The following is a 16,637-nucleotide window of genomic DNA, read 5'->3' as shown; positions in this document are numbered from 1 at the left end:
ATGAGAATCGTGGTTTTCGGAGCGGGCGGCCGGGCGGGCCGCCGGATCGTGACCGAGGCGGGCGCGCGCGGGCACGAGGTGACCGGCGTCTCCCACCGTCCGGGCGACTGGACGGTCGGCGACGTCACCGACCCCGCGTCGGTGGCCTCCCTGGTCACCGGTCAGGAGGCGGTCGTGATGGCGGCGAGCCGGTTCGAACCGGGCTTCTTCCCCCGGGCGGCCGGGGCGCTGGCCGAGGGGATGGCGAAGGCCGGGGTGACCCGGCTCGTGGCGGTCGGCATCGGCACGACGCTGGAGACGCCGGAGGGTGTGCCGCTGTACGAGACGCCCGGTTTCCCGGAGGACGCGCGGGCCTTCACCCTCGGCCACGTCGAGGAGCTCGGCGTCCTGCGCGGGTCGGGGCTCGACTGGGTGGTGCTCGCCCCGCCGCCGCTCTTCCTGGACGACGAACCGGCGACCGGACGGCACCGGATCGGCGGGCGCGCGGTGCCCGCCGACGAGACCTTCGGCTACGCCGACCTGGCGGCGGCGGTGGTCGACGAGTTCGAGCGGCCCGTCCACCACCGGGAACTCGTGGCCGTCACGGCCGTCTAGGTCCATTCCCCGGCGAGGTGGCGCGGCGCGGCCTCGACCCCGGCGGCGGTCATCGCGCGCAGGCAGGCCAGGGCCGTCCCGGTGTCCACCAGGCCGAGCACGGGCGGCAGATCCGGCAGGAGGGACTCCAGGCGGCAGGAGGCGATGGTGCCGGGCAACCAGGGCGCGGGCACGTCCTGGGCCAGCCGCCGCTCGATCCCCGGCATCGACAACAGGCCGCCGCCGACCACTGTGACGTCCCGCCTGGCCCGCGCCCTGGCGACGTCGAAGCAGTGGGGGAAGGAGTCGTCCACGACGACCGTGCCGGGCCGCAGCCGGTCGACGTCGATGACGATCTCGTGGCCGCTCACCGCCGCGACGATCAGGCCGGCCTCGTAGACCCGGTCGACGGCGCAGCGCTCCGCGCCGGGGTACAGGCCGTCGAGCGGGGCCGCGTCGTCGCACAGCAGCAGCCGTCCCGGCGGTCCGGCCACGGTCAGCAGCAGGCCGAGGGCCGAGCGGCCGATCGAGCCGAGGCCGACGAAGGCGACGGTCAGCTCGCTCAGCCGGCGGCCCGCCAGCGCCTTCTGGACGGTCAGCACCACCGAGACGGCCGTCGCGGCGTGGCCGGTGGTGACGGGCACGCCGGTCCGCCGCGTCACGTCGAAGCCGTAGCCGGTCAGCGACGGGATCATCCCGGCCAGCGACACGGTCCGCGCGCCCAGCGCGGCGGCGTGCTCGACGGCCCCGGCGGTCCGCGCGGCCAGGTCGGGTGTGCCCGCCAGTTCGTCGGCGAACAGCGGCAGGCAGACGAAGCCCGACCGGCCGAGCGGGGTCTCCAGCTCCTCGGCCAGGCGCGGGCGGCCGTCGGGGAACAGCAGGGCGCGCACGTCCTCCCTGGTCAGGGCGGCGTCTCCGGCGACGGCCCGCACCTGGTCGAACGGGGGCAGGTAGCCGACCAGGGCGGCGTCCAGGGCGGCGGTCTCCCGGCCGAACAGCGGCGGGGCGGTCGGGGCCGCGTCCGGCGCGGGGAGTTCGGCGCGCAGCAGCCGCTCGAAACGTTCCGCGTCCGCCACGGCGGTGCGCAGCACCATCCGCAGGTCGCCGCCGGGCGTGGGCCGGACCGACAGGAAGGTCTGCGCGCCCACGGGGGCGATCTCCCCGTCGAGGTCCCAGGTCAGCCGCAGCTCCCGGCCCTCCAGCGGGCCCAGGGCGGTGAAGTCGAGGTGGCTGAAGAAGAACTGGGCCGCCCTGATGTCCTCGGCGTTCGCCGCGCGGGCGGCCGTCACCGCGGCGGCCACCGCCCGAGGGTCTCCGGCGGCGGGCCGGACCGGCACCGCGTGCGCGTACGGCCCGAAGACCCGGTGGGCGTCCGGCGGCGCGTCGTCGCGGCCGGACAGCGCGACGCCGAGCATGAGGTCGTCGTGGCCGGTGAACGCGGTCAGCGCCCGGTGGTAGGCGGCCAGCACCGCGACGAACAGCGTCGTGCCCGCCTCCGAGGCGGCCCGCCGCAGCGCTGTCGCGCCGACGGTGAACGCCGTCGTGCGGGCCGGTCCGGCCGCCACCACGGGTTTCCGGTACGCCTCCCGCGCGCCGTCCGGGGGCCGCAGCCGGGCCACGTGGTCGCGGAAGGTGCTGCGCGGCGCGGGCGGGTCGACCCTGTCGTATGAATCGAGCAGCTCACGCGCCAGGAGCGCGGCGCTGTAGCCGTCGCCGATCAGATGGTGGGCGTGCACGACCAGCACGTGCTCGACGGGTGTCAGCGTGACCAGCCGGAGCCGGAGCAGCGGCCACGCCCACGGCTCGAGGACCCGGGCCCGCTCGGCGGCGATCGACGCGGCCGGGTCGGCGGCCTCCTCGAAGATCACCGGCAGCCGCAGGGTGTCCGGGAGCTCCTGCTGCACGTCGCCCGGGAAGATCGTGCGCAGCATCCCGTGCCGGGCCACGCAGGCGTCGACCGCGTGCTGGAACCGCTCCCGGTCGACCCGCCCGTGCACCCGCAGCGTCGCCAGCCACGTCTGGCCGGCCAGCAGGAACCCGCGCTGCGCCGGCGTCAGCGGGAACGGCCCGCCGGCCGGTTGCGGGAGGAAGGCGGCGGGTTCGGCCTCGTCGATCGCCCGGGCCAGGGCGGCCAGCGTGCCGTGCTCGTAGACGACCGTCGGGCGCGGCAGCGGGTCGAGGTGCTCGGCGAGCCGGGCGAACACCCGCAGGATCAGGATCGAGTCGCCGCCGAGCGCGAAGAAGTCGTCCTCCCGCGACACGCGCGGCACCTCCAGCAGGGAGCGCCACACCTCGGCGACCAGCTCCTCGGTCGGGGTCGCGGGCGGCGTCCCGTGCAGCTCGCGGCGGTCGATCTTGCCCGTGCCGGTCTGCGGGAGCGCGGGCACGATCTCGATCCGGGCCGGGATCATGTACGCGGGCAGCGTCGTCCCCAGGTGCCCGCGCAGCGCCACGGGATCGGGGTCGCGGCCGGGCCGCGGCTCGACGAAGGCGGTCAGCCGGTCGCCCGTGAGCGCCACGGCCGCCCGCGCGACCTCCGGATGGGCGTGGAAGGCCGCCTCGACCTCGCCCGGCTCCACCCGGTGGCCCCGCACCTTGACCTGCGCGTCGAGCCGCCCGAGGAAGACCAGGTCACCGCCTGCCTCGCGGCGGACGCGGTCGCCGCTGCGGTACCACCGCACGCCGTCGCGTTCGACGAACGCCGTGTCCGGGTCGTCGAGGTAGCCGGGGGTGAGCCCGGCCCCGGCGATGAGGAGTTCGCCCGACGCGTCGACGTCGACGAAGGTGCCCGCGACGGGCCGGCCGATCGGGATCGTGGTGACGTCGTCGGCGGGGCGCTCGTCGATGACGTGGCAGGTGGTGTTGATGGTCGACTCGGTCGGGCCGTAGAGGTTGGCGATGCGGGCGCCGGTGCCGTACAGGTCGAACCAGCGGCGCACGTGCTCGGGCGGCAGCGCCTCGCCGCCGACGTGGATCCAGCGCAGCCGGTGCTCGACGGGCCCGGCGTCCAGCAGCCGCGACCACAGGCTCGGCACCGAGCTCCACACCGTGACGTCGCGCAGCCGCCCGGCCAGCAGGGCGGGGTCGCGCACCTCCTCCCGCGTGAACGTCACCACGGTCGCGCCGGCCAGCAGCGGGGCCAGCAGCTGCCGGACCGAGGCGTCGAAGCAGATCGACGCCGTCTGGGCCAGCCGGTCGCCCGCGTGGTAGCCGAAGGTGTCCAGCGCCCAGTCGAGGTAGTTCTCCAGCGACCGCCAGGTGATGGGCACGCCCTTGGGGCGGCCGGTCGAGCCGGAGGTGAAGATGACGTAGGCGGTGGCGTCCGGGGAGACGTCCGGGGCGTCGTAGGAGCCCTCGCCCGAGGTGCCGGTGACGACCGTGGTCACGCCGCAGCGGGCCAGCTGGTCGCGGCGGCGGGCCTCCGGATGGGCGGGGTCGAGCGGCACCCAGCCCGCGCCCGCGCGGACGATGCCGACCAGGCCGACGACGGTGTCGACGCCGGGTTCGGTCATCAGCCCGATCAGGTCGCCGGCGCCGCGCAGGCGGGCGGCCAGCGCGGCGGACCGCCGGTCGAGCTCGGCGTAGGTCAGCCGGGTGGTCCCGGTGTCGACCGCGACGGCGTCGGGGGTGGCCTTGAACTGCGCGCGCAACCGGGCGGCCAGCCCCGGCCTCTCGGCGGCGGACGACTCGGCGGCGGACAACTCGGCCAGGTGCTCGGCGGCCAGCCGGTCGACGGTCGCCCGGTGGAACAGCCGCGACGGGAAGTTCCACGAGAACCGCAGCTCACCGCCGGACTCCCAGCACAGCAGGCCGAGCCGGGTCGCGGCCGACGCGGTCCCGGCGGCGGTCACGGTGACCTCCACCGGGCGGTCCGGATCGTCGGCGGCGGGGAACCGGGCGAAGCTGAACGACGCCGGGCTCGCCGTGCGGGGGCCGTCCGCGGCGGGCAGCAGCCGGGCCAGGTCGGCGGAGGCGGGGGTGGCGTGGCGTTCGGCGTCCTGCCAGAGGTCGCGCAGCCGCGCGGCCAGCCCGGGCAGCGGCTCGCCGGGGCGCACGGCCGCGAGCAGCGGCAGGGTGTCGGCGAGCGGGCCGACCAGGCGGTCGACGCCCGGCAGGCGGATCTCGCGGCGCGCCCTGGCGACGTTCACCGCGACCTCCTCGCCGCCGGTCCACCGGGCCAGGCAGCGGACGTAGGCGGCCAGGAGCAGGTGGAACAGCGAGACGCCGTGCGCGGCGGCCAGCGCCCGCAGGGCGGCCGACCGCTCGCCCGTCAGCGCGACCTGGACGGTGTCGAGCGGCGGCCCCGCCGGGTCGCCGTCGTAGGGGAGGCGCAGGTCGGGGGTGGTCTTCAGGATTTTCGTCCAGTACGCCAGATCGGCCGCGCTCGCGGGCTCCGCGGCGGCGGCGTACTCGGCGAACGTGGGGCCGGGTGGCGGCAGGACCGGGGTCGTGCCGCGCGACAGGGCGGTGTAGACGGTCCAGAGCTCCTCGCCGAGCACGTTCAGGCTGAAGCCGTCGGCGGCGACGTGGCTGACCACGATCACGAGGTGGGTCCCGGTGAGCGTGCGGGCCAGGACCGCCCGCAGCGGGCTCTCCCGCGTGAGGTCGAACGGCCGGTTGCGCAGGCCGCTCTCCAGGGCGTCGAGGTCGTCGGCGTCGCGGACCTCCAGGAAGGGAGGCGTGGACGCGGCGGCCGACTGCGTGCCGTCGGCGTGGATGCGCAGGCGCAACATGGGGTGCCGGTCGACGAGGTGGCCCAGCGCCTTCTCCAGCAGCGACGGGTCGAGGGGGCCGGTGATCGTCTGCCGGACGTGCCCGTACGCCGAGATCTCGGGATAGAGGCGCTGCTGGGTCTGGAAGGCGACCTGCACCGGCGTGAGCGGGAACGACCCGTCGGCGTCGAGGTGGGCCGACAGTTCGCGCAGCGTGCGGAACTCGAAGAACAGGGTGACCGGGAGGGTGCGGCCGAGCTCCTTCTCCAGGCGTTTGACCAGGTCGACGGCGGTCAGCGAGTCGAGCCCGAGGCTGAGGAACGACTCGTCGTCGCCGAGGTCGTCCCGCTTGAGCGCGCCGCCGACCAGCCGTCTGACGACCGTGCGGACGTCACCCGGCGGCCGCGCCGGAGCCGGTTCCGGTACGGCGGCCAGATCGGCCACCACCACCTGCGCGGACCCCGAGCCGATCGCGCCGCGCAGCGCGGCCAGCGCCGCCGACGGGTCGAGCGCGCCCCGGGTCAGCCCGGCGCGGGCGGCCAGGCCCACCTCCGCGAGGGCGGCGAGGTTCACCGCGATCCACGGCCCCCCTTCGGCCCGGCAGAGCGCGTCGAGGTAGGCGTTGGCGGCGGCGTACCCGCCGAGCCCCCCGGCCAGGCCGGGCAGCACCGACGACACCGACGAGAAGGCGACGCACACGACCGGCGTGAACCCGTGGCGGCGCACCCCCTCGGCGAGCAGGTGGCCGCCCCGGGTCTTGGCCGCCATGCCCGCCACGATCTCCTCGGGCGACCCGCCGCGCAGCGGTCCGGGACGCGCCTCCCCGGCGGCGTGGAACAACCCGTCGAGCCGGGGCAGCCGGGCGAGCAGCGCCTCGACGTCGGCCTCCCGCGACACGTCGGCGGCGTGGTAGTCGGCGGTCGCGCCCCGGGAGCGCAGGTCGGCGAGCAGCCCGGCGGGCGGCCGGGACGACCGCCCGGCCAGCACGATCGTCGGCCGCCCCCGATCGGCCAGCTCCCGCGCGAGCGCGGCCCCGACCCCGCCCGCGCCGCCGGTGATCAGATAGACCCCGTCGGCGGGCAGGTCCCGCCCAGCCGGGACGACCGCCTCCGGCTCCCGCTCCGACCCTGAGCCGCCACTCCGGCCCGGGACGATCGACTCCGGCTCTCGTTCCGACCGCCTGCCTCCGCGCCACCTGACCAGGCCGCAACCCCGGGCGGCGATCTCGGTCTCGACCGCGGCCACCCGCTGCTCCACGGGCTCCCGGGAGGTCAGGTCGGCGACCCTGACCTCGAAGCCCGTCTCCCCGGCCAGCGCCGCCGCCAGACCTTCGAGCACCGCCTGCTCGGGCCGGTCGACGTGCACGTCCTGGGTGACGACGAGCACCCGCGTCGCGGCGAGCGGGAGAAGCGCCTCCGCCAGCTCGCGGTGCACGGCGTCGAGCGCGTCGGCCGACTCGGCCCGCTTGGGTGCTCCGGCCACGAGGATCGTGACGTCGCCGCCGGTCAGCACGGTCGCCCCGGGGGCGTCGAGCGCTTGCGCCAGTCCGTCGACGGTGACGCGGGGACCGTCGACCGGCCGTTCGCGCCAGACCAGCCGGTGCAGCAGCCGTGACGACGGCCAGTGGCGGCGGCGCTCGAACGGGTACGCCGGCACGTCCACCCGGGTCCGCCCCCGGTCCATGGCGGTGCGGTCGATCGGCAGGCCCCGCTGCCACAACGTGCCCACGGTCTCCAGCAGCGCCCGCGCGCCGCCCGCGTGCCCGGCCGCCATCGTCGTCACCGCGCCCGAGGCGGCCCGCACCGCGCCGCCGAGCGCGGGGGACGGCCCGAGCTCCAGGAACGTGTCATATCCCTCGGCCACCAGCCGGGCGATCGTGTCGGCGAACCGCACCGGGCGCGCGGCGTGGTCGCGCAGGTAGGCCGGGTCGAAGGGCGGGTTCCACTCGCCGGTGACCGTGCTGAGCAGCGGGATCTCCGGCGGCCGTACGGTGATCCGGCCCGCGGCCTCCGCCAGCGGGCCGAGCGCCGGGTCCATGAGCGGCGAGTGGAACGCCCGCGTGACGGCGACGCGCCGCCCGCCGAGCGCCTCCACCGCCTCGGGAGGCCCGGCGACCACGACCTGGCCGGGCGCGTTGACCGCCGCCACGGTCACCCCGGGGGGCAGATCGGTGCCGTCGGGCACGACCGCCATCGCGCCCGGCGGGCAGAGGTCGTGCATCGACCGGCCGCGTGCGGCCGCGAACGTGACGGCGTCGGCGAGGCTGAGCCGCCCGGACACGCAGGCGGCGGCGAGCTCGCCCACGCTGTGCCCGGCGACGGCGTCCGGCCGCACGCCCCAGGCGCGGAGCTGGCGGGCGAGCGCGACGCCGTACGCGACCATGAGCGGCTGCACCACGTCGGTGCGCACGACGTCGGCGGCGGGATCGGCGCACCAGTCCCTCAGGGTGCGCCCGCCGACCGGGCCGACCAGGTCGGAGGCCTCGTCGATGACCTGGCGGAACACCGGCGCGTTCGCGTAGAGGTCCGCCCCGGAGCCCTGCGCGCCCTGGCCGGGCAGCAGGAACACCAGCCGGGGACGCGGCCCGGCGACCCGCCCCTCGGCGGTCGCCAGCCGGTCGGCCAGGTCGCCGTCCGCGACGACCGCGAGGCGGTGCGGCCCTTCGTCGCGGGCCAGCGCGACCGACGCGCAGACGTCGCCCTCGTCGTGGCCGGGGAGGAACGCGGCCAGGTCGTCGGCGGCCCGGCGCAGCGCGGACGCCGACCACGCCGACAGGGTGAGCAGGCTGAGCCCCTCGTGGGGCGTGCGCCCGACCTCGCGGGCGGGGGCCTCGGACAGGATGGCGTGCGCGTTCGTGCCGCCGAAGCCGAACGCGTTGACCCCCGCCGTGCGCGGGCCGGGCCACTCGACCGGCCGGGCCGGGACGGTGAACCCGTCGAGGCCGTCGGCGGGGGGAGCGGCGTGCAGCGACGGCGGCACCCTCCCGTGGCCCAGCGCCAGCACGACCTTGACCAGGCCCGGCATCGCGGCGGCGTTCAGCAGGTGGCCCACGTTGGTCTTCACCGAGCCCAGCAGCCGGGAGCCGGACGGGAAGGCGTGCCGCAGCGACCGCAGCTCGATCGGGTCCCCGACCGGGGTGCCGGTCCCGTGGGCCTCGACGTAGGTCACCTCGGCGGGGTCGACGCCCGCCTCGGCGTAGGCCTGGACGATCACCTCGCGCTGGGTGAGCGGGTTCGGCGCGAGCAGGCTCAGCGACCTGCCGTCGTTGTTGACGGCGGTGCCTCTGACGACGGCCAGGACGGGGTCGCCGGACCGGCCGGCGTCGTCGAGCCGGGCCAGCACCAGCGCCGCGCCGCCCTCGCCGGGCACGAAGCCGTCGGCCGCCGCCCCGAACGCGCGGCAGCGTCCGGTCGGGGAGAGCGCCCGGGTCTTGCCGAGGGCGCGGTAGCCGGCCGGGGTGAGGGTGAGGTTGACGCCCGCGACCACCGCGAGGTCGCACTCGCCCTGCTGGAGGCTGCGCCGGGCCAGGTGGAGGGCGACCAGCGCCGACGAGCAGGCCGTGTCGACGGCCAGTGCAGGACCGGTCAGGTCGAGCGTGTGGGCGACCCGGGCGGCGAGCAGGTTCGGCAGGTTCCCGGTCAGCGCCTCGGCCGGGAGGCCGCCCGCGCCGTGGGCGGCCTCGAGGACCTCCCGGTAGCCGCTCTCCCCGGCGGCGGCGAACACGCCGACCCGGCGGCCGTGGCGGCGCGGGCCCGCGTACCCGGCCCGTTCGAGCGCCTCGTGGGCGAGTTCGAGCAGCAGCCGGGCCTGGGGGTCGGTGGCGGCGGCCTCCTCGTCGGACAGGCCGAAGAACCCGGCGTCGAACAGGGCCGGGTCGTCGAGGAACCCGCCGTGGCCGGGGTGGTCGAAGCGGGTGATCGGGGTGACGGCGTCGTAGCCGCTTTCGAGCAGCTCCCAGAACCGCTCCGGGGTGTCGGCGCCGGGGAACCGGCAGGCCATGCCGACGACGGCGACCGGAGACGCGCCGCCCGGCCGGGCCGGGCGGTCGTCGGGCGCGGGCGGGGCCAGCAGATGGGCGGCGAGGGCGGCGACGGTGTCGTGGTCGCGCACGTCCGAGGGCCGCAGGGTCACCCCGAACCGGTCCTCGACGGCGGCGAGCATCTGCATGGCCTTCAGCGACGACCCGCCGAGCGCGGCGAACCGGTCGTGCGGCCCGACCGCCTCGACCCCGAGCACCTCGGCCCAGATCGCCGTGACGGCCGCCTCGACGTCGGCCCGGGAGCGCGGGGCGGGGGTGAACTCCCCGGCCTCGAACCGCGCCCGCAGCACCGACCGGCGCAGCTTCCCGCTGGTCGTGCGGGCGAACGCGGTCGACGGCACCGCCACGACGGTGACGTCGTCGTGCCCGCACGCCTCCGCGACCCGCCGCCGCACCTCGGCGGCGACCTCGGCCGGGACGGGCGCCTGGACGAACACCGCGACCCGCTCGCCCTCGGCCCCCGACGAGCCGACGACCGCCACCGATCCCCGCACCACCCCTGCCGCGACCTCCTCCAGGTCGGCGGCGTGGAAGGTGGCGCCGTTGACGAACACGACGTCCTTGGCCCGGCCGGTGACGCACAACCGGCCCTCGTGCAGGAAGCCCAGGTCGCCGGTGTCGAGCCAGGGCCCGAACGGCACGTCGCGGTGGTAGCCCCGGGCGACCTGCGGCCCCCGCACCTGGATGGGCCCGACCCGGTCGTCCCCGGCGATGCGGATCTCGCAGCCCGGCACCGGCACGCCGACGTCCATCAGCTCGACCGCGTGCGGTCCGGTGGAGGTGAGCTCGACCCGGCCCTCCGCCAGCGCCCGCCGGTCGAGCACCAGTGGTTCGGCCGTGGAGCCCGGCGGCGGCACGGTCACCGCGAGCGTCGCCTCGGCCAGCCCGTAGACCGGCTGCGGCACGTGCGGCGGCAGCCCCGTCTTGGCGAGGAAGGCCCGCCAGACGCGCGGCGAGATCGGCTCCGCGCCGACCAGCATCAGCCGCACGCTCGACAGGTCGAGCCGGGCGAGCACCTCGTCGGGCACCCGCCGCGCCACCAGCGCCAGCGCGAAGTTGGCCGCCGTCAGCACGGTCGCCCGGTGCCGCGCGGCGGTCTCCAGCCAGAGCGCCGGACGCTTCGCGAAGGCCAGCGGCCCCAGCTTGACCTGCTTGATCCGCGCGGCCAGCGGCACGAGATGGGTGCCGATGAGCCCCATGTCGTGGAAGTAGGGCATCCAGCTCACCGAGACGTCGCCGGGAGTGATCGCGGCGGCGGCCCGGATCTGCGCCAGGTTCGCCTCGACGGCGGCGTGGGTGAGCTCGACGCCCTTCGGGTCTCCGGTGCTGCCGGAGGAGAACTGGAGGAAGGCCACGTCGTGCGGGGACCGTACCGGCAGGTCGACGGCCTTCTCCCCGCGCAGCAGGGCGGCGGGGGAGAGCGTGCGGGCCTCGGGGATCGGCGGTTCTCCGGCCACCGTCGGCGGGCGGCCGAGGAACTCCCACACCGGCCGGACCCGGCGCGGATCGGGGGCCAGCGGAACCGGCACGAGCCCGGCGGCGACCAGCCCCCAGAAGAGCGGCTGGAACTCCTCGCTCCGGTCGGCGACCAGCGGGATCGGGGTGCCCGGCGGGATGCCCTCCCGCAGCAGCGCGCCGGCCACCCGGAGAGCCTCGTCGCGTAACTCGGCGTGGGTGACGACCCGTTCGCTCCCGTCGCCGCGCACGTGCACGACGACCTGGCCGGGCGCCTCGTCGGCCGCCCCCAGCAGCACATCAAACAGCATCGTCAGCCCCCGGATCTCCGCGTTCGTCGGGACATGATGACAGAGGCGAAGTAGATTGCGTATCGCGCAAATAGTGCGTGACACGCAAGTTATTGGTAGGTTCGGCGGCATGCGCACGAGAGGCATCAACTACGACACCGGCTTCGCCGACGTCCACGCCCGCGCCGCCGGGCACAGCACCCACGAACCCTTCGACCCCGCCGAGGTCGCCCGCGACATGCGGGTCATCCGCGACGAGCTGCACTGCACGGCCGTCCGGATCAGCGGGCAGTACGCCGACCGGCTGAAGGCCGCCGCCACCGCCGCCGCCCACGCCGGGCTGGAGGTCTGGTTGTCCCCGTTCACCTGCGACGTCACCCCCGAGGAGGTGCTCGACGTCATCGCCGACTGCGCTGAGCACGCCGAGCGGCTGCGACGGGACGGCGCCGAGGTCGTCATGGTCACCGGGTCGGAGGTGAGCCTGATGACCACCGGCTTCCTGCCGGGAGAGACGTTGGGGGAGCGGGTGGCGCGGATGCGTGAGGGCGTCGCGGACGTGCCGCAGAAGGTGAACACCTTCCTTGCCGAGGCGGTGCGGCTGGTGCGTGAACGGTTCGGCGGGCGCGTGACCTACTCGTCGTTGCCGTTCGAGCGGGTCGACTGGACGATCTTCGACATCGTCGCGACCGACGCGGGATACCGGTCGGCCGCCACCGCCGCGACCTACCGCGAGACGGTGCGGGCCCTGGTCGAGCAGGGGAGGGAACTCGGCAAGCCCGTCTCGGTCAACGAGTTCGGCTGCGTGACCTTCCGGGGCGCGGCCGACGCGGGCGAGCGCGGCGACGCGATCGTCGAGTGGAGCGACCACGGCGCGCCCGCGCGGCTGAACAGGGAGGTCGTGCGCGACGAGGAGGAGCAGGCCCGCTACCTGCGCGAGGTGCTGGCGGTCCTCGACGGGGAGGGGGTCGACGGGGCGTTCTGGTACACCTTCGCGCGGTGGGACCTGCGGGGCGGCTTCGACGTGGCGAGCGGCGGTGTGGTGAAGGTGCTCGACGACGGTCTACGGTGGGAGCCGAAGGCGTCCTTCCACGCCCTCGCCCACATCTATGGACGCACACCTGCGTGACCTCCGCTACTTCGTCGCGGTCGCCGACGACCTCCACTTCACCCGCGCGGCCGAACGCCTCTTCGTGTCGCAGCCCGCGTTGTCGAAGCAGATCCGCGCGCTCGAACGGCAACTCGGCTTCCCCCTGTTCGACCGCGACGCGGCCGGGGTGACCCTCACCCCGCAGGGCGCCGCGCTGCTGCCGGTCGCGCGCGACCTGCTCGGCCGCTGGGCCGAGGGCCTGGAGTCGGCCCGCGAGGCGGCCCCGGCGGGCACGCTCGTCATCGGCATGCAGACCTCGGTCGGCCGCGACCTCCATCGCGCGACGCTGCGCCGCTTCCGCGACCGCATGCCCGGCTGGTCGGTCGCGCTGCGCCTGGTGCCCTGGGACGACCCCAGCGCGGGCCTGTCCGACGGCACCAGCGACGTCGCCTACGTCTGGCTCCCCGCGCCCGCCGGCCTGGACTTCCGCGTGCTGGCCAGGGAGCGCAGGTTCGCCGCGTTCGCCGAAGGCCACCGGCTGGCCGCCCGGGAGGAGGTCGGCCTCGACGACCTGCGCGACGAGCCGTTCCTCGCGCTGCCCGCGTCGGCCGGGCCGCTGCGCGACTTCTGGCTCGGCCTCGACGGGCGTGCCTCGGCCGTCGTCGGGACGGAGGTCGCCTCGGCCGACGAGGTGTTCGAGGCGGTCGCGGGCGGGCTCGGAATCGCCCTGGTCGCCGAGGGCAACGCCGACCTCTATCGGCGGCCGGGAGTGGTCTGCCGCCCGGTCGCCGGGCTGCCCCCGGCGGAACTGGTCATCGCCTGGCGGGCCGCCGACCGCCGCCCGGCGGTGCGCGAGTTCCTGGCCTGCCATAACCACCGGTTATGAAAGCAGGTCTTGGACGCCCTCCCGCCGGTCTCCGCACACTCGTGGTCATGAAGAGACTCATGATCGGCGTCCTGACGGCGACCCTGCTGACCGGCTGCTCCGGCGACGAACAGCCCTCGGCGGCCACTCCCGCGACGACCACTCCCGCGACGACGGCCCCGGCCGCCGTCGCCCCCGAACTCCGGGAGGTGGTCGACCGCTTCGTGAAGACGATCAACGCGGGCGACGCCCAGCGGGTGGGCGCGATGTTCACCGAGGCGGCGCGGTTCGACAGCGTCGGGCGCATCTACTCGGGCCGGGCCGAGATCATGGACCGCTTCCTGGTGCCGGAGGTGATCGGGGCCGGCGGGAGGTACACGCTGCTCGACGTCGCCCCCAACGGCGACCGGGTGGTCGCCCGCTACGACTTCACGACCGGCTCCGGCGGCGAGGAGCGGTTCACCTATGACTGCGCGGTCGCGGGCGGCGCCTTCACCGACTGCGTCGGGCGCTACGTGTCGTGAATATGCTGCCCTCATGACCGACCTGAGGGCCCGCAACCGGCAGGCCACCCGCGAGGCGATCACCACCGCCGCGCTGCGCCTGGCCGTCGAACAGGGCCCCGGCGGCCTCGCCCTCGTCCGCGTCAACGACATCGCCTCGGCGGCCGGGGTGTCGCCCCGGACGTACAACAACTACTTCTCCAGCAGGGAGGAGGCCATCTGCGGCGGGCAGGCCGACCAGTCGCGGCGCGCGGGCGACGCGCTCCGCGCCCGGCCCGCCGGCGAGCCCCTCGACGTGGCGCTGACCGAGGCGATGGTCGACCTGTTCACCGATCCCGAGCCCGACCGGGCCGGGCTGCGCATGATCATGCTGACCCCCGAACTTGAGGGCGAGGCGCTGCGCGCCTTCACGGTGGGCGAGACCCCGCTCGCCGAGGCGATCGCCGAACGCACCGGGGAGAGCGGCCTGCGGCCCGAGGTCACGGCGGCGGCGGTGGTCGCCGCCATCAGGGTCGCCGGACGGCACTGGCTCACCCCGGCCGCCAACCGGCCCTTCGCCGACGTCATCCGGCGGGCGCTGGAGTGCGTCTTCACCTGATCGCATCCGCCGATGCGCTAGATCGTTTACGTCCGCGCAACGGAGGTTAATGCCGGGACAATAGTTGAAAGTTTAACTCGTGCTGTTTCGTGAGCTTTGTGTGGCTTGCGGGACATAAATGCACGAGAGGAATGCCATGAGGCTTTCTAGGGCCACCGCGATCCTGGCGGTGGTGACAGGGCTGCTCGCCCTGCCCCTTCCCGCCGCCGCCGACACCTGGTCGGTCGTCGAGGTCGACGGCGGATACAAGATCACCTTGACGCTCGACGAGCCCCTGCCCGTCCGGAACGCCGTCCCCGAGCTGGCGGTCGACGGAGAGTCGCTCGGCTACGCCACCGAGAGCGCCGACGGCCACACCCTGACCCTGCTCACCGACGACCCGCGGGCGGCCGGGGCGCAGAGCGTCGAGGTCGCCTGGAACGGCGTCGTCGAGTCGGCGGCGCAGGCCAGGTCGCGGGCGGTCTACACCCCGCCGGCCGAGCCGCAGCCGTCGACCATCCCCACCGACCCGGGTGTGCCGGGACCGTTCCCGGTCACCGAGACCGACTACGACCTGGGCTCGCAGGCCATCGCCCTGGAAGGGCTCGGCGGGCGGCTCGGCGAGCTGAAGGCCAGGGTCTACGCGCCGTCGGGTGCCACCGGGCGGCGTCCGCTGGTGCTGTTCCTGCACGGGCGGCACTCCGCCTGCTACGACGCGGCGACGCGGCGGACCAGCAACAACGCCTGGCCGTGCCCCGCGCCGCAGATCCCGATCGACAGCTACACCGGCTACAAGGGCCCGGCCGACGCGCTGGCCAGCCACGGCTACGTCGTCGTCTCGGTCAGCGCCAACGCGGTCAACGCCTTCGACGCCAACTTCTCCGAGGACCGGGGCGCGCTGGCGCGCGGCGAGGTCGTCATGCGCCACCTCGACCTCATCAACGAGGCCGAGAAGGGCAAGGGCGACCCCCGCCTGGTCTCCCTGTTCGCCGGCCGGGTCGACCTGGACAACGTCGGCCTGATGGGCCACTCGCGCGGCGGCGAGGGCGTGGCCAAGGCCGTGCTGATGAACGCCGGCCGGGCCAGGCCGTACGGCATCCGCGCCGTGCTGCCGCTCGCGCCGACCGACTTCGCGCGGGCCTCGCTGCCCGGCATCCCGACGCTGACGATCCTGCCGTACTGCGACGGCGACGTGTCGAACCAGCAGGGCCAGCACTTCTACGACGACTCCCTGTACGCCGTCCCCGGCGACACCGCCTTCCGCTCGGTCCAGATGGTCATGGGCACCGACCACAACTTCTTCAACACCGAGTGGACGCCCGGCGTCGCCACCGCCCCCGCCTCCGACGACTGGTCGAACAACAACGACCCCGTCTGCGGCAACCAGGCGCCCTCCCGCCTGTCGGCGGGCGAGCAGTACGCCGTCGGCACCGCCCTGATGGCCGGGTTCTTCCGGCTGGTCCAGGGTCAGGAGACGGCGCTGCTGCCGCTGTTCGACGGCAGCAACAAGACGGTCGCCTCGGCCGGCCGCGCCGTCGTGTACTCGGTCGCCCAGGCCCCGGCCTCCAGCCGGATCGACGTCGACACCTTCTCCGGTTCCACCATCTCCACGGTCTCCGGAGGCGCGACCGGCGTCGTCTGCGCCAGCATGCTCGACCGTTCCCCGCAGAGCGGGCTGCCGTCGTGCGCGACCCGGCTCACCACCTCGCAGGCGCCGTCGTGGACCCCGGCGACGTACCTGCCGAACGCCACGGCGACCTCGCTCATGCGGTTCGCCTGGACCGACACCACCGGGAAGCTGACCGTCACGCTGCCCGAGCGGAACATCTCCAAGGCCGAGTACCTGACCTTCCGGGTCGCCCGCGACGAGACGATCCCGGCCGCCCAGCCGCTCGACCTCACCCTCACCCTGGTCGACGGCCGCGACCGCAGCGTCAGCGTGCCGGTCTCCTCGCTGAGCACCGCCCTTGAGGCGCTGCCCGGCCTGGCGTCGCCGCTGCCCAAGACGTGGCTGCGCACGGTCCGCCTGCCGCTGTCCGGGCTCAGCGGCCTCGACAAGAAGGACGTCAAGGAGGTGTCGCTGACCGGCGCCTCGCCGACCGGCGGCGTCTACCTGGCCGACCTGTCGTTCACCCGCTACCGCGTTGGCGAGGAGACCATCGCCACGCTGCCGCAGGTCTCGGTCGGCGACGTGACCGTGGTCGAGGGGAACGAGACCAGCACGGCGGTGATCCCGCTGACCCTGTCGCGGGTCTCCGACCGGCCGGTGACCGTGTCGGTGCAGGCGCTCCAGAGCGGCACCAACCCGGTGATCACCTCGCTCGCGGCGTCGGTCACGATCCCGGCCGGGTCGACCGGCGGCACGTTCACGGTGCCGGTCACCGGCAACACGGTGAAGGCGACGGCCGCGCAGTCGTACCAGGTCGTGGCCGGCGTCTCGGCCGGCGCGACCATCGGCGACGGCTTCGCCCGCCTGGTCGTCACCGACGACGACTGATCCCCGACCCTAGGAGCCGGTCCGCCGTCGCGGGCCGGC

7 protein-coding genes are annotated in these 16,637 nt (G+C 75.3%); 6 read left to right on the top strand and 1 reads right to left on the bottom strand.

What is annotated here, in order from left to right:
• A complete protein-coding gene (locus tag GT755_RS01085) occupies nucleotides 1-594 on the top strand; it encodes an NAD(P)-dependent oxidoreductase (RefSeq protein ID WP_161477803.1) in 594 nt (197 codons plus the stop codon).
• Here the strand turns inward: GT755_RS01085 and GT755_RS01080 are convergent.
• Entirely contained in the window at nucleotides 591-11,090 is a 10,500-nt protein-coding gene (locus GT755_RS01080; RefSeq protein ID WP_161477802.1) for a non-ribosomal peptide synthetase/type I polyketide synthase, read from the bottom strand. The two genes, GT755_RS01085 and GT755_RS01080, sit on opposite strands and share 4 nt — an antisense overlap.
• A 109-nt stretch (nucleotides 11,091-11,199) precedes the next feature.
• On the opposite strand from GT755_RS01080, the gene GT755_RS01075 reads away from it, so the two are divergent.
• The 5 genes from GT755_RS01075 to GT755_RS01055 all read left to right on the top strand — a co-directional run bounded on the left by GT755_RS01075 (nucleotide 11,200) and on the right by GT755_RS01055 (nucleotide 16,598).
• Nucleotides 11,200-12,195, top strand: coding sequence for a hypothetical protein (locus GT755_RS01075; protein WP_161477801.1), 996 nt, complete (start codon nucleotides 11,200-11,202; stop codon nucleotides 12,193-12,195).
• Complete coding sequence (locus tag GT755_RS01070) at nucleotides 12,176-13,042, top strand: LysR family transcriptional regulator (protein WP_161477800.1); 867 nt, start codon at nucleotides 12,176-12,178, stop codon at nucleotides 13,040-13,042. Before GT755_RS01075 ends, GT755_RS01070 begins: the two co-directional genes overlap by 20 nt.
• 47 nt (nucleotides 13,043-13,089) lie before the next feature.
• Nucleotides 13,090-13,545 carry a nuclear transport factor 2 family protein gene (locus tag GT755_RS01065; RefSeq protein WP_161477799.1) on the top strand — a complete coding sequence of 152 codons (456 nt, stop codon included), beginning with the start codon at nucleotides 13,090-13,092 and terminating at the stop codon, nucleotides 13,543-13,545.
• Between the two features lie 13 nt (nucleotides 13,546-13,558).
• Nucleotides 13,559-14,122, top strand: a complete 564-nt coding sequence (locus GT755_RS01060; protein ID WP_161477798.1) for a TetR/AcrR family transcriptional regulator — start codon at nucleotides 13,559-13,561, stop codon at nucleotides 14,120-14,122.
• 136 nt (nucleotides 14,123-14,258) lie between these two features.
• Entirely contained in the window at nucleotides 14,259-16,598 is a 2,340-nt protein-coding gene (locus GT755_RS01055) for an alpha/beta hydrolase (protein WP_161477797.1), read from the top strand.
• Nucleotides 16,599-16,637: the final 39 nt, after the last annotated feature.

It is taken from the genome of Herbidospora solisilvae, assembly GCF_009901565.1.
Classification (GTDB): Bacteria; Actinomycetota; Actinomycetes; order Streptosporangiales; family Streptosporangiaceae; genus Herbidospora; species Herbidospora solisilvae.
The sequence above is the reverse complement of the archived record's forward strand: the minus strand, read 5'-3'. Positions and strand labels throughout refer to the sequence as shown.

Coding starts and splice junctions, on each gene's coding strand:
- GT755_RS01075 (WP_161477801.1), top strand. CDS start 11,200: ATGCGCACGAGAGGCATCAACTACGACACCGGCTTCGCCGACGTCCAC.
- GT755_RS01080 (WP_161477802.1), bottom strand. CDS start 11,090: ATGCTGTTTGATGTGCTGCTGGGGGCGGCCGACGAGGCGCCCGGCCAG.
- GT755_RS01065 (WP_161477799.1), top strand. CDS start 13,090: ATGAAGAGACTCATGATCGGCGTCCTGACGGCGACCCTGCTGACCGGC.
- GT755_RS01055 (WP_161477797.1), top strand. CDS start 14,259: ATGAGGCTTTCTAGGGCCACCGCGATCCTGGCGGTGGTGACAGGGCTG.
- GT755_RS01085 (WP_161477803.1), top strand. CDS start 1: ATGAGAATCGTGGTTTTCGGAGCGGGCGGCCGGGCGGGCCGCCGGATC.
- GT755_RS01060 (WP_161477798.1), top strand. CDS start 13,559: ATGACCGACCTGAGGGCCCGCAACCGGCAGGCCACCCGCGAGGCGATC.
- GT755_RS01070 (WP_161477800.1), top strand. CDS start 12,176: ATGGACGCACACCTGCGTGACCTCCGCTACTTCGTCGCGGTCGCCGAC.